This window comes from Mucilaginibacter flavidus, from assembly GCF_024055575.1.
GTDB lineage: Bacteria > Bacteroidota > Bacteroidia > Sphingobacteriales > Sphingobacteriaceae > Mucilaginibacter > Mucilaginibacter flavidus.
In genome coordinates, this window is the sequence record NZ_JAMXOE010000002.1 from 139,959 (window position 1) to 153,022 (window position 13,064).

Sequence of the window (13,064 nt, forward strand, 5' to 3'; positions counted from 1 at the left end):
TTTCTAGTGTCTTTTAGGTGCCGCTTTAAGCGTCGTAATTAAATCAAATTTAAAAAGTTTCTGGTGTCCTAACACAGTTATAACCGTATTAACCGACGGGTACTGTTCCAAACGGTCACCCTTTATGGCTATGTTGTAATCTTTACTGTGTATACCCCTGTTGGCCTTGCGTGCAGTAATAATCCAGTTGGATAACTCATTGTTTATCGTAGTGTCCGCAGGAATACCGGTCTGCTCAAAATTTTTCATCTGGTCCGAAGGCGTATTTAAAAACTGCTTCATTTGCTTCATTGGCACACCGAAAATTTCGGTGTTTGCAAATTTGTTTAACTCTGCGGGGGTGAATGAAACACCGACTTGATCACCCATTGTTTTCAGCGTTTCTGTGCGTACATCGTTACCGCTAAATCCGAGGAATATTTTACCTCCCTTACCTATCGATATCGTTAAAACGTTATCATCCGGTATCGTTACTTCTTTGGATGAGGGCGGGACTTCAGCTTTTGAAGGGTCCTCAACCTTTGGTTTTGCCGTTAATATGAAAAAGGTGAGCAATAGGAAAGCCACATCACACATGGCTGTCATATCTATTGCCGTGCTTTTTCGGGCAACTTTTACTCTGGGCATAATTTTAATTTTTTTAGTGTAAGTGTATAAATTGATTATACTATCCCCGGCCGCTTTTGGCGCCCGGGGTAAAACTAAGCAACAGCGTGTTGTTTATTTATTGTGTGATGCAGCAAATGTTTGAACTATGCTAAAACCAGTTTCGTCAATAGCATAAGTAAGGTTGTCAATTTTTGATGTAAACACGTTATACATGATAATTGATAACGCTGATGTACTGATACCTAACGCGGTGTTAACCAATGCTTCAGAAATTGATGCAGATAGTGCAGTTTGGTTAGTTGCACCGGCAGCAGCCAACTCGCCGAAGGCCTTGATCATACCGAATACTGTACCTAACAAACCCGATAGTGTACCGATTGATACAAGGGTTGCTATAATGGTTAAGTTTTGCTCAAGCATCGGCATTTCCAAAGCAGTCGCTTCTTCAATGTCTTTCTGGATAGCTAATGATTTCTGGTCAACGGTCAGGTTAGGATCAGCTTCCATTTCTTTGTATTTTTTCAAACCTGATTTGATCACGTTAGCAACCGAACCTTTTTGTTTGTCGCACTCCTGTACAGCACCATCAATGTTGCCTGCATTAAGGGCAGCAGTTACTTTACGTACAAAAGCATCAACGTTGCCGGTTCCCGAAGCTTTACCGATAACAACAAAACGCTCGATTGAGAACACGATAACCATTAACAGGTACGACATAATTACCGGTACCAGGTTACCACCTCTGTGAATTTGTCCGAAGAAATCCGGAAGGCCTTTTTCTACGTCGCCGTCAGCATAGTGGCTAGAGTCGCCTAAAATGAATTTGAAGATCAAAATTGCAACCACGATACAAATCGGGATAGTTAAAGTTGCAAACATGCCTGATGAACTTGAGCTTTCTTTTTTAACAGGACTAGTTGGTTTTGTTGGTGCGTTTGCCATTACTTTTTAGTTTTAGTTTTTAGTTTTTAGTTTATGGATATAAGTTTGTTAAATGCAACATTGTAAAGTGAATAACAAAAATAGAATTTAAATGAAATAAAAAAATATTTTATGCTATTCTTTAACAAAATTTAATTTGTGCTTTACCTGTTATGAATAATCGGTTAATACATAACGACAAAAATTAAAAATTGTGTTTTGAACAAATAATATTCTGCAATAAAACCCATTTTTTTTAATAATAGCAAACAATAATGTATAAAAATTATGTTACCGGGCATTATGTCCTAAATTCTTAGTTTAAAAGCCTAAAGTCGGCCCGGCATTATATTACGGCAGACTTTAGGCTTTAGACTCACATTGCCAATAAATTAGCTCAGGTTGTAACAACCACATTCGGCGCGGCGCTAATTATTGCGGAATTACAATACGGGGCATATTGCTCAAAATTCTTTATGAATAATATAGCCAGGTCATTTGCCTTTTCATCGTAAGCATCGCGGTTGGCCCAGGTGTTACGCGGATCGAGCAGGTTATCAGGCACATCGGGGCAATGAAGCGGCATTTGCAGGTTAAAAACCGGATGCTCCGCATACTTTACATTATCGAGTCCTCCATTTAAGGCGGCCGATATCATGGCACGGGTATATTTAAGTTGCATCCGCTTGCCAACGCCATAGGCGCCGCCTGTCCAGCCGGTATTTATCAGCCATACTTTAACGTTGTGCTTTTTTATTTTGGCGCCCAGCAGTTCGGCATAGGTTACAGGGTTCAATGGCAAAAAAGCTTCTCCAAAGCAGGCCGAAAAGGTTGCCTTTGGCTCGGTTACCCCTGCTTCGGTACCGGCAACTTTAGCCGTATAGCCCGAAATAAAGTGGTACATCGCCTGTTCCGGAGTTAACCGCGATACCGGGGGCAATATGCCAAACGCATCGGCAGTTAAAAAGAAAATATTTTTTGGCGCATCCGCTATTGATGGAGTAACCGCGTTGCATATATTATGTATGGGATATGCCACCCGAGTGTTTTCAGTTTTGTCGATATTCGAAAAATCAACCGTGCGCGTACCTTTTACAAAATTTATATTCTCGAGCAGTGCGCCAAACTTTATGGCATTAAATATCTGCGGCTCCTTCTCGGCGGTAAGGTCAACACATTTGGCGTAGCAGCCGCCTTCAAAGTTAAAAACGGTGTAATCGCTCCAGCCGTGTTCATCATCACCTATTAAATTACGTTCAGGGTCGGCCGAGAGGGTGGTTTTACCAGTGCCCGATAGGCCAAAAAATATCGCAGTATCGCCTTTCGCACCCGTATTTGCCGAGCAATGCATCGACAGCACCTTTTCGTCGTGCGGCAAAATAAAGTTCAGCACCGAAAAAATGCCTTTCTTAATCTCGCCGGTATAGCCCGAGCCACCTATCAGTATCATTTTTTTAGTAAAGTTGATGATAGAGAAATTGTGCTGCCGGGTCCCGTCAGCTTCCGGATCGGCTTTAAAGCCGGGAGCGGCAATTATTGTCCACTCGGGCATAAACCCGGTGTCAATAACTTCGGGGCGTAAAAACAGGTGGTGTACAAACAGGCTCTGGTAGGCCGTTTCGGTAACCACACGGATGTCCATACGGTATTTCTCGTTGGCACAGGCGCTGCTGTCTCGCACAAAAATGTCTTTATCCGCCAGGTAATCGGTTACTTTCTGCAACAGGGCATCAAACCGGGCAGCATCAAATTTAAGGTTTACCTTGCCCCACCAAACGTTGTTGCGGGTAATATCGTCATCCACGATGAAGCGGTCCTTAGGCGAGCGCCCTGTAAATTCGCCGGTATCAATGGCAAGGGCTCCGGTGTCGGCCAAAACGCCCTCATTTCTTTGCAAAGCTGCCTCAACAAGTTCGGCAGGCGTTAACTGGTAAAAAACATTCCTAGCCCGATTAAGCTGCAGGTAGCTCAAATCAGGTAAATTGGCAGCACTTATTCTCATTAAAAGTGTAAAATTGGTTTATGCAAAATTACCGGTTTTAACGGCTACCAAGCAAGAAAATCTGAGTATTTATTTACATAATGTATATTTTACACAGTATTTAAATAACTAATTATCAAATGTTTAATTAAAAATAAAATTTTCAATTCAATACACTAAGTGTAGAATTTACAGGGACAAATTTTGGAATTTTTGGACGTTTTTTTGGCACAGGCCTGCGACCTGTGCTGATGAATTTCGCCCCGTTGGGGCTTTTTAGATTTTCTTTCATGCAAAATCCAGGACAGCAAGATATTATCAAATCTACAAAGACTAAAATTGAAGACAAGTCTCTCAGCCCCAAAGGGGCGCCCTTCGCCAGCACAGGCCGCAGTTTTTTGGCACAGGCATGCGACCTGTGCTGATGAATTTCGCCCCGTTGGGGCTTTTTAGATTTTCTTTCATGCAAAATCCAGGACAGCAAGATATTATCAAATCTACAAAGACTAAAATTGAAGACAAGTCTCTCAGCCCCAAAGGGGCGCCAGTCGCCAGCACAGGTCGCAGTTTTTTTGGCACAGGCATGCGACCTGTGCTGATGAATTTCGCCCCGTTGGGGCTTTTTAGATTTTTTTTCATGCAAAATCCAGGATAGCAAGATATTATCAAATCTACAAAGACTAAAATTGAAGACAAGTCTCCCAGCCCCAAAGGGGCGCCCGTCGCCAGCACAGGTCGCAGGCCTGTGCGAAACGGCAGATAACGCCATCAATCCCACACGTACCGTTCGTCATATTCTGCCGCATGGTCGTTAAGCATTTTCCGATGTTCATCCTGAAAAAGAATACCATTGTGATGCGCATGCTGATTAGAAATATAACTGATAACCGAATCAACATCATTTGGACTAACCGAAAACCCACCGTAACCGTTTTGCCAATAAAAGTTCGACAGTGATTGATCGCGGTTTTTCATCCACCCAGACGATGATGCCTTTACTTTTTCAACAAGCGTCATGAGTGCTATTTTCCCGGATAGCATACACAGGATGTGAACATGGTTGGTATATCCACCAATTTTTATTGGTAAACACTCCTGCTTTTGGCAAAGCATGGCTAAGTAATTATGCAACTCGTCTTCATATGGTTGATGAATTAGCGATTCACGGTTTTTTGTGCTGAACACGATATGCATATAGTTTTTTACGAGGGATTGTGGCATGGCAATGTGTTGAGATTGGCGATATGATAATTAGTGTAGCTAATTTAATCTTTAACTATTACAATTACACAGGTTATTCTCTTGTTTGGCACAGGCCTGCGACCTGTGCTGATGAATTTCGCCCCGTTGGGGCTTTGGAGAGTATTCTTCTATTTAAAAATGATGCATTACCCTTTTAAATATAATTGGTGTCCGAAATTTGTTAGAAAGATAAATCCACCAGCCCCAAAGGGCGGCATCCGTCAGCGCAGGTCGCAGGCCTACGGTATAAGCGGCCTTTTTTCGCGATTTGAAGGAAAGGTATTTACCGGAACCTATCAACCGTAATGTCCGCAGGAACAGGGTGTATGCAATACGCCCCTACGCGAAAAAAATTATCCGCCGGCTTTTTTCGCTTTAAATCCATCCGTAGTAAGCATGGTCAAAATCTTATCCCTGAAATCGCCTTGTATTAATATCTCCCCATCCTTTACGGAGCCGCCTACGCCGCATTTTGATTTCAGCTTTTTTCCGATGACTTCCAAATCTGCATCGGGACCAACAAAACCAGTTATGCGGGTAACCAGCTTGCCACCGCCTTTGCGGTCGAGATATATTTTAAGATTTTGCTGTTGCGGCGGTAACGCCTGTGCGGATTCGCCCCCCTCCTGCTGGTATGCAAAATCAGGATCGGTGGAGTACATTATGCCGGTAAATTTATGTTTAGCCATGGTTGTTGTTTTGTAGAGACGCAATATTTTGCGTCTCCCGCTGCCAAGTGACAAATTTGCATTGCGGCAGCCTGTCAAGTTGGAGACGCGAAGCATCGCGTCTCTACGTCGTTTCATTTAAAATCTTTCCCTACAATCACCTTCAGCGAATGCGGCACCAGCACAATTTCAGCATCCGTACCGGCCATTTGCGGTTCACCATCAAGGTGCAGCGGGCCTGGCTCGCTGCGTTTTACCAATATACGCTGGCCCTTAATTATCTCCACGTATTTTGTTTTATCGGTGGTTTTGCGCATCATGCGTATGCCCATTTCAAAAAAGCGCCACAGCGGGAATGGTTTTATTACGCAAATATCCAGTAAACCGTCCTGAACCGATGCAGTGGGCGATATGTGTGCGTCGTTACCATATTGCGACGAATTGGCAAAGCTTAGCATAAATGCCTCGCGCTCATAATCCTTACCATCAATGTTGATGTTGTATATCTGGGCTTTATAGCTAATGACTTCCTTTATCGAGGATTTGATATAAGTAATAAAACCGCGCTTTTTGTTATGCGAAAAAACCTCGCTGATATGTGCGTCGAAACCCATGCCCGCCATATTAAAAAATGGCTGTCCGTTCACCCGGCCCGAATCCATAGTTATCCATTTGCCGGTGCTCAGTGTTTCAATGGCTTTTGCGGTATCCATCGGGATACCCAAAAAACGGGCAAGGCCATTGCCTGAGCCAAAAGGCACTATCCCCAATGCGGTATCACTCCCCACAATTGCCGACGCTACCTCGTTTACCGTACCATCGCCGCCAACGGCCACCACCATTTCAAACTTGCCCGCGGCTTCGTGTGCTATTTGTTTGGCATGCGCCACACCATCGGTAAAAACAATTACTGGTTTAACCAGGCTTTTATCCAGGTGTTTGTCGATGAGTTCCGGAACGCCGTCCTTTTTCTTCCCGCCAGATATTGGGTTTATAATAAATAACGCTTTCCGTTCCAAATAAATATGATTATTGCGGCAAAAGTAAATGTATTTTCGGCTTTGTAAAAATTGTTTTAATTTCGCACCCGGAAAGTGGACTGATTTAATTGCTTGTCCCTGTCAATTGTTCATTCTGAACGGCGGGGCCTACCGGATTGCAACCACGTAAAAAAGTGCTAATACCTTGCTTCTTTTTACTTCAATCCTTTAAATCTTTTTATTTCGATAACATAATCCGAGACGCAAAATATTGCGTCTCTACGCAGAATATAATTATACATAAAAATCTATGTCATATCTATTTACATCAGAGTCCGTATCAGAAGGACACCCGGATAAAGTTGCCGACCAGATATCGGATGCTTTGATTGACCATTTTTTAGCATTCGACCCCGACTCAAAGGTGGCATGCGAAACTTTAGTTACTACCGGCCAGGTTTTTTTAGCCGGCGAGGTAAAATCAAAAGCATATCTTGATGTACAAAAAATTGCCCGCGAGGTAATCAACAAAATTGGCTACACCAAAGGCGAGTACATGTTTGATGGCAGCTCGTGCGGCGTACTTTCGGCTATCCACGAGCAATCGCCGGATATTAACCAGGGTGTCGACCGTACTGCTAAAGAAGAGCAGGGCGCAGGCGACCAGGGCATGATGTTTGGCTATGCGACCAAAGAGACCGACAACTACATGCCTTTGGCATTGGATATTGCCCACGCTTTGTTAATTGAACTTGCCGCTATCCGCCGCGAAAATACCGATATCAAGTATTTGCGCCCCGATGCAAAATCGCAGGTAACGCTGGAGTATGATGACAATAACCAGCCTATCCGCATTGATGCTATCGTTATTTCAACGCAGCACGATGATTTCGACGAAGAGAAAGCTATGCTTGAAAAAATCAGCAGCGATATCATCAGCATCCTTATCCCGCGTGTTAAGGCCAAGTACGAAAAATACGCCCACTTTTTTGGTGACGGCATTAAATACCACATTAACCCTACCGGCAAGTTTGTTATCGGCGGTCCGCATGGCGATACCGGCTTAACCGGCCGTAAAATCATTGTGGATACCTACGGAGGCAAAGGTGCACACGGTGGTGGTGCATTTTCAGGTAAAGACCCTTCAAAAGTCGACCGTTCTGCAGCTTATGCAACCCGCCACATTGCCAAAAACCTGGTAGCAGCCGGCGTTGCCGACGAAGTGCTGGTACAGGTATCTTACGCAATCGGCGTTGCCCAGCCAATGGGTATTTACGTAAACACCTACGGCACCGGCAAAGTTGGCCTGCACGATGGTGAAATTGCCAAAAAGGTTGAAGCCATTTTTAACATGACCCCTTACGCAATTGAAACCCGTTTCAAACTGCGTAACCCCATATACAGCGAAACCGCTGCTTATGGCCATTTCGGTCGCCCTAACGAAATAGTAACCAAATCATTCATAGGCCACGACGGCAAAGAGCTTAAACGCGAAGTTGAGCTGTTTACCTGGGAGAAATTGGATTATGTGGATAAGGTGAAAGCAGCGTTCGGGCTGTAAGATTTTCGATTTGAAAATTTGATGATGTGCTGATTTGAAGATTAAGGTCTTCGGATCAGCACATTTTTTTGCGCTGTGGTGCGGCATAGTGAAAGCTTCAGGCTTTCAGAACAAATTGGCAACACATAGCCGCTCTCACGCCGCCGCCATCCCCTTCCTCGTCGCGTAATATTTTTTCGACCGGACCGAATTCCCACAAATCAGCGGGTTGCACCAGCGCCGGTTTTTATTCCGGGTAGTATCAAGATAGAACTTACCGCAGCTGCAGTTTTTATATACCCAAATTCTTCCGATTGCAATAGCGCTATCCCCCGTTTTGCCAACACCCACAACGGCCATGCCAGTTCCTCGTGCGTATTGTACCACATCACCTGCAACCTGTTGTCGACGAGTTCAAACCGCAGGTGGCTGTTGGCTTTTGCTATTGTTTCATTTAAAAAGTCGGCGACGTCTTCGTGCACCGGTTTGTCGCGCATGTTACAATTTATATATTCATATACCTTCTCACGTAGTTTGATGGCCCGTTGCCATACGAAACAAGCCTCATCCTGGTAGCAGTTGCCTTCCAATATCAGGGTGTTGTACTCCTCCAGCGTCATAATACCAAACTCGTGGCACCAGGTTAAAAAATCGGCATAGTTTTCAATATACTCTTTACGATGTACACCGCCGCGATTGCGGTACGTATTTATAAATTGCAGCATTGGGTGGTCTCCCTCAATCGGGAATGGATCGGCCGCATTGCAAGGCCATTGGCGCTCGGGCCGGTACCGGTTTTTTAGTGATTTATACATGATATTTAAGTTTTCTATGAAAAAAGAAGGTTTTGGTTGTGTGAAAAAGCACCCTAAAAACGGGCTAAAGTCGTTTTGGTCGTGCGAAAAAAAAGCGATAAACTGGCTAAATGCGTTTTGGTCGTGTGAAAAATTGCGATTAAACGGGCAAAAACCATTTAGGTCATTCGGTACAAAAATAGCGGCTGGTACTCTCTATGGCCGAAAATCAGGCATTTTTAATGCTCAATTGGTGCTTTTTAAAGAACTTTTTTGCCGAAAAATATTTTAGAGAAAAAATATGGCGGCAGTTTTTATAAATTTTGTTGGATTAGCCTTCTCAACATCAACCGCAGAAAGCGGCGCAAAGGCTGGCTGAAGAAATAATTTCAGCGTAGCACAAATATAATAAATTAAACTAATATAATTAGCAAACTTATCTGTGTTTTTTGATTTACAACCATTACACCACTTCCAACTTTCCCCCATCCGTTTAAAACACTAACCCATTTATTGAAAAAATTTCCGGATAGCTCAGTGGCTTTTCATATTTAGATTTTATCAATAAAACACAAAACATGAAAGCTAAATTATTTATAGTATCCTTACTCGTTACCGGCATTGGCAGCTTCCGGGTAAATGCCCAGCCGTCGGCTAAAAAAAACAATTCATCGGCATTCTTTGCTCTCACGCTTAAAAAAGGCGAAAAACTGGCCAATATCTACAGCCGCGCTATTGCTTTTGCAGGCGACGATTTTGCGCCCCTGGTATTCCGCGTTAGCGGCACCAGCTATTACGAGGTGCTTGACGATAATCCCACCAAACCAAAATTCAACGAAACCGATTTGTACGATGGTCGCCCGGCTGGCAACGGCGTATCACAGATAGGGCTCGACGGTAAGGGCACCTACGAGGGCAAGGAATTTACCAATACCAGCGCCAGCGGCCTTTTGTACAGCAGCCTGGTATGGGGCAATGCGCCTGCAACCTTAAAGGAAGGCGATACCTGGGCGGCCGATATTACCGTGCCATGGGAACTTGGCGGCCCCGGAAAACAAACCATTAGTGTTGTAGCTATCGATGCAAACCACAACACCATTACCCTGAAACGGGATGGCACCAGCGAAGGCTTTTTTGATAACGATCGCAACGAGATAGAAGTGACCCTTAAAGACGGCAAAAAGGTTAAAATGAACATCACCCCCGGCACTGCCACCTGGACGGGCTACACCACCTTTAAAAACGGTATAGTAATGGCTGATGAGCTTTTGGTTACCCGCCCTGTTATCTTAACAACCGACAGCCTGCACTTTACCGCCAGCGAGCGCGAATATATTTTGCTGAATGCTATGCCGGCTGAGAAATAATTACGCGTTAAAACGGTCGATCTTACTATCTCCGTAGCGTAGCCTGTGGAGATAGTGGGATTAACTGATATACTTTTTATCGCGTAATTTCTGCAATATAAAATTGGCCTCGGCTTCATCCAGGCCATCTGCAAATTTTATGGTCTGCATACCGTAGTCGAACCTTATTGTGCCGTTGTTTGCTATATTGAAAGCATTGTTCGACCCTGTGTTACCAAAAGGACCGCGTGGTGCATACTCCTGCCAGGCACGAAAGTTTTTAGCCTCCCTTAAATCATAACTTTTCGCTTTATAAAGTAGCGCGCCGCGTTTGTTAATAGTAAGCGCACCTTGCCCAACTTTAATAATTTCCTTTCCCGTAATTGTCCAAAAAAGCGCCCTGAAAGCTATAAGGCCGCCCAATGTCCATCCGCACAGCCACACTATGCTAAAAATGTCGCGCGAGGAATTGCGGCCGATGATAAACGTATTCAGTGTGGAAAATTCGCTAACCGTCCAAATACACAACCAAATCGAGAAAAAAATTATTACAAATGTATTTCTCTTCGCCGGGACTATAATTTCAATGCCGTCAAAGTTTTCAATGATACTGGCACGTCCGCCATAAGGAGTTTCCATTTGTAAATTTTTTTCTAAATATGGGGAATAAATTTAAATGTTTTATTGCTATCCAAGGGGCTTTCCTCGCCCGTCGTCATCTCTTGCAGATTTAGGTTAACCGATAAAATGCGTACATGGTTAATGTAGGGGCGTATGCAATACGCCCCTACGATAAATAACGATTATAATTCCCTGATTAGGTTTGATGGATTAACTTTAATCTGCGAAAGACAGAAACGGAATAACTATATCCCCGCCACAGTATCTTCCAGCTCCTGGTACCAATCAGCGCCATATTTGCGGATTAGCGGGGCTTTCAGAAACTCGTGTACACGTACTTTTAGCTCGTTCCCAAATGAGCAGGCCGGGCTGCAAATGCTCCAGCGGTCGTAGTTTAATACGTCAAATTCGGGATACTTGATTATGCGGATGGGGTACAGGTGACACGATATTGGTTTTTTCCAGCTAATGGCGCCGTGCTCGTATGCTTTTTCAATGGCACATTTGGTGATACCGTTTTCAAATATCACGTAGGCGCACTCTTTGTTTACGTCAACACAGGGTGTGGTGTAATCGCCTTCAAAATCGGTAACGTAGGTGCCCACAGTTTCAACCGTGGCTATGCCTTTGGCGTTCATAAACGGTTTTACCTTTGGGTAAATTTCATCCAGTAAATCCAGTTCATCGGCATTCAGGGGTGCACCCGAGTCGCCTTCAAGGCAGCATGCGCCTTTACACTTGTTTAAATTGCAAACAAAATTCTCTTTTACTACATCCTCGTGTACTAAAACGTTGCCAACCTCTATCATTCTTGTTTTTTTAGTGGATTCAGCGCGTACTTTAAATTTTTAGCGCCGGTTAAATCCATTGTTATACTGCCTACTACCAACTCAACGTGCGCCTTTACAGGTATCCGGTTTTTATCGTCGGTAATCCACAAATATAGCTTACTGCTTTTTCTAAACACACGCCCCGGGATAATTGTGGGGTTAAATTTTAAACAATTAAAGGTACCGACAGAACATTCCATCTTTTCTTTACCTGCATAAGTAATTTCCATAGAGTGCACGCCATCCTCCAGGAAGTACTGCAGGTTAAATTTATCGCCAATCTTCAGTTTGGAGATATCAACACTCCGGGCAAAATAATAAGCCGACAAAAAGTCGAACGTTTTTCCTTTCATAGGGTAAACGCCTTTGGCAGCAGTTATTTTATCAGTGGTATGGTCGTACGTAACATTGTCGCTATGCCTGTAACTGGCCTCCTTGCGGTTTTCGGTATAAAAGTATGGTTCAAGTGTTTTTTGGTCAACGTAAGTTTCGTAGCGGTTGCGCACTTTGTAAAAAATGTCAAAAGTGCCGGCGGTTTTTGCATCGGCCACAATATGATAAGCAGGCTTGTCGTCAAATTTTTTGTCGCTTTCGCCAACCCTGATGGTAGCCTCGGCCGCTGTGAAGAAACCGTATTTTAATTTATAGTCAAGCTCCTCGCCCACCTTAAATGAAGGTTCGCCCAGGTAATTCATCTCCTGTGCGGATAATTTGGCCCCAATGGTTACGAGAAAGAACGCGAGCAGAAAGTATTTGGTCATCTGTATGGCTATTAGTCTGTTGTCTTTTAAAGCGAATTTAATATTATTTGTTTTGTTAAGACTCTGACTATAAACTGCTATGATAGTAAATTATTATTTTGGATGATGACATTAGGCTGATAAATATGAATTCTTGTAGAGACGCGATGGTTCGCGTCTAATACAACTGATAGGCAGATCATTATTGACTACCTATCAGCGGGAGACGCGAAGCATCGCGTCTCTACAATCTCAATCCCTTTTCTTATAAATAGGTACAGTCGAGCAAGGTTCGCCAAACATCAGGCTTTTTACAACCGGGGTAAGCTTTTTGGTTAACTCAACGTAGGCAGAAACGGGTACCGGGATATCTCCGCAGCCTTTAATTACTATACGCTGATCGCGATATTGTTCAACATCAAGTTTGGCTAAGCTTTTTACAAACAGCACTGTTTCCAATACATCTCCATCGCCAAAAACTACTTCCTTTGCGTAGGGCGCCAGCCGGTTTGCCAACAGCATGTAGGCCCAGGCCGGCACAATGGCATCGGCTGTGCAGGTCACGGCAACAAATTTACCGTCGTACTGCGCCCAGTCATGGCCTTTCACAAACTCCCTGAAATCCTTTTCCTTTAATATCAGCTCCATGAAAAGGTTATCCTTTATATCATAAACAACCCTATCGCCTTCAGGATAAAAGGCCGCAGGATCCAAAGTAACCAGGCCGCTCTGCGCTACCTTATTCACAAAATTTTCCTGTATTTCCATAACTGTAAACAAAAAAAATCCGGG

At 43.7% G+C, this 13,064-nt stretch carries 13 protein-coding genes and 1 pseudogene; 2 read left to right on the forward strand and 12 right to left on the reverse strand.

Going from position 1 to position 13,064, the window contains the following annotated elements:
* Positions 1-3: 3 nt before the first annotated feature.
* From NAF19_RS04970 to NAF19_RS04995, 6 genes are all read right to left on the reverse strand, one after another.
* The gene (locus NAF19_RS04970; protein WP_252788709.1) at positions 4-627 is read right to left on the reverse strand and encodes an ExbD/TolR family protein; all 624 of its coding nucleotides are present in this window, start codon (positions 625-627) and stop codon (positions 4-6) included.
* Between the two features lie 93 nt (positions 628-720).
* Positions 721-1,551 carry a MotA/TolQ/ExbB proton channel family protein gene (locus tag NAF19_RS04975; RefSeq protein ID WP_252788710.1) on the reverse strand — a complete coding sequence of 277 codons (831 nt, stop codon included), beginning with the start codon at positions 1,549-1,551 and terminating at the stop codon, positions 721-723.
* Between the two features lie 376 nt (positions 1,552-1,927).
* Positions 1,928-3,532, reverse strand: coding sequence for a phosphoenolpyruvate carboxykinase (ATP) (gene pckA / locus NAF19_RS04980; RefSeq protein WP_252788711.1), 1,605 nt, complete (start codon positions 3,530-3,532; stop codon positions 1,928-1,930).
* A gap of 747 nt (positions 3,533-4,279) precedes the next feature.
* On the reverse strand, positions 4,280-4,732 hold the full coding sequence (tnpA, locus tag NAF19_RS04985; protein ID WP_252788712.1) for an IS200/IS605 family transposase: 453 nt from the start codon (positions 4,730-4,732) through the stop codon (positions 4,280-4,282).
* A gap of 374 nt (positions 4,733-5,106) precedes the next feature.
* The gene (locus NAF19_RS04990; RefSeq protein WP_252788713.1) at positions 5,107-5,442 is read right to left on the reverse strand and encodes a translation initiation factor; all 336 of its coding nucleotides are present in this window, start codon (positions 5,440-5,442) and stop codon (positions 5,107-5,109) included.
* 113 nt (positions 5,443-5,555) lie between these two features.
* Complete coding sequence (locus NAF19_RS04995) at positions 5,556-6,440, reverse strand: diacylglycerol/lipid kinase family protein (protein ID WP_252788714.1); 885 nt, start codon at positions 6,438-6,440, stop codon at positions 5,556-5,558.
* Between the two features lie 271 nt (positions 6,441-6,711).
* Here NAF19_RS04995 and metK point away from each other — a divergent pair, with 271 nt between their 5' ends.
* Entirely contained in the window at positions 6,712-7,962 is a 1,251-nt protein-coding gene (gene metK / locus NAF19_RS05000) for a methionine adenosyltransferase (RefSeq protein WP_252788715.1), read from the forward strand.
* 135 nt (positions 7,963-8,097) lie between these two features.
* On the opposite strand, the gene NAF19_RS30690 is transcribed toward metK, so the two are convergent.
* Both NAF19_RS30690 and NAF19_RS05005 read right to left on the reverse strand, forming a co-directional pair.
* On the reverse strand, positions 8,098-8,301 hold the full coding sequence (locus NAF19_RS30690; RefSeq protein ID WP_370362844.1) for a CGNR zinc finger domain-containing protein: 204 nt from the start codon (positions 8,299-8,301) through the stop codon (positions 8,098-8,100).
* A pseudogene (locus NAF19_RS05005) lies at positions 8,265-8,756 on the reverse strand (ABATE domain-containing protein); the annotation flags it as partial. The gene NAF19_RS30690 and the pseudogene NAF19_RS05005, both read right to left, overlap by 37 nt.
* 557 nt (positions 8,757-9,313) lie before the next feature.
* Between NAF19_RS05005 and NAF19_RS05010 the strand changes: the two are divergent.
* Positions 9,314-10,102: a hypothetical protein gene (locus NAF19_RS05010; protein WP_252788717.1), complete on the forward strand. Its 789-nt coding sequence runs from the start codon at positions 9,314-9,316 to the stop codon at positions 10,100-10,102.
* A 60-nt stretch (positions 10,103-10,162) separates the two neighbouring features.
* Here the strand turns inward: NAF19_RS05010 and NAF19_RS05015 are convergent, their stop codons facing one another.
* From NAF19_RS05015 to NAF19_RS05030, 4 genes are all read right to left on the reverse strand, one after another.
* Positions 10,163-10,720, reverse strand: a complete 558-nt coding sequence (locus NAF19_RS05015) for a hypothetical protein (protein WP_252788718.1) — start codon at positions 10,718-10,720, stop codon at positions 10,163-10,165.
* A gap of 227 nt (positions 10,721-10,947) precedes the next feature.
* Entirely contained in the window at positions 10,948-11,511 is a 564-nt protein-coding gene (locus tag NAF19_RS05020) for a DUF3109 family protein (RefSeq protein WP_252788719.1), read from the reverse strand.
* Positions 11,508-12,293: a DUF3108 domain-containing protein gene (locus NAF19_RS05025; RefSeq protein ID WP_252788720.1), complete on the reverse strand. Its 786-nt coding sequence runs from the start codon at positions 12,291-12,293 to the stop codon at positions 11,508-11,510. The genes NAF19_RS05020 and NAF19_RS05025 overlap by 4 nt, the downstream gene beginning before the upstream one ends.
* Positions 12,294-12,524: 231 nt before the next feature.
* On the reverse strand, positions 12,525-13,040 hold the full coding sequence (locus NAF19_RS05030; RefSeq protein WP_252788721.1) for a DUF2480 family protein: 516 nt from the start codon (positions 13,038-13,040) through the stop codon (positions 12,525-12,527).
* Positions 13,041-13,064 lie beyond the last annotated feature (24 nt).

Coding starts and splice junctions, on each gene's coding strand:
- NAF19_RS04970 (WP_252788709.1), bottom strand. CDS start 627: ATGCCCAGAGTAAAAGTTGCCCGAAAAAGCACGGCAATAGATATGACA.
- NAF19_RS04975 (WP_252788710.1), bottom strand. CDS start 1,551: ATGGCAAACGCACCAACAAAACCAACTAGTCCTGTTAAAAAAGAAAGC.
- pckA (WP_252788711.1), bottom strand. CDS start 3,532: ATGAGAATAAGTGCTGCCAATTTACCTGATTTGAGCTACCTGCAGCTT.
- tnpA (WP_252788712.1), bottom strand. CDS start 4,732: ATGCCACAATCCCTCGTAAAAAACTATATGCATATCGTGTTCAGCACA.
- NAF19_RS04990 (WP_252788713.1), bottom strand. CDS start 5,442: ATGGCTAAACATAAATTTACCGGCATAATGTACTCCACCGATCCTGAT.
- metK (WP_252788715.1), top strand. CDS start 6,712: ATGTCATATCTATTTACATCAGAGTCCGTATCAGAAGGACACCCGGAT.
- NAF19_RS30690 (WP_370362844.1), bottom strand. CDS start 8,301: ATGGCCGTTGTGGGTGTTGGCAAAACGGGGGATAGCGCTATTGCAATC.
- NAF19_RS05010 (WP_252788717.1), top strand. CDS start 9,314: ATGAAAGCTAAATTATTTATAGTATCCTTACTCGTTACCGGCATTGGC.
- NAF19_RS05015 (WP_252788718.1), bottom strand. CDS start 10,720: ATGGAAACTCCTTATGGCGGACGTGCCAGTATCATTGAAAACTTTGAC.
- NAF19_RS05020 (WP_252788719.1), bottom strand. CDS start 11,511: ATGATAGAGGTTGGCAACGTTTTAGTACACGAGGATGTAGTAAAAGAG.
- NAF19_RS05025 (WP_252788720.1), bottom strand. CDS start 12,293: ATGACCAAATACTTTCTGCTCGCGTTCTTTCTCGTAACCATTGGGGCC.
- NAF19_RS05030 (WP_252788721.1), bottom strand. CDS start 13,040: ATGGAAATACAGGAAAATTTTGTGAATAAGGTAGCGCAGAGCGGCCTG.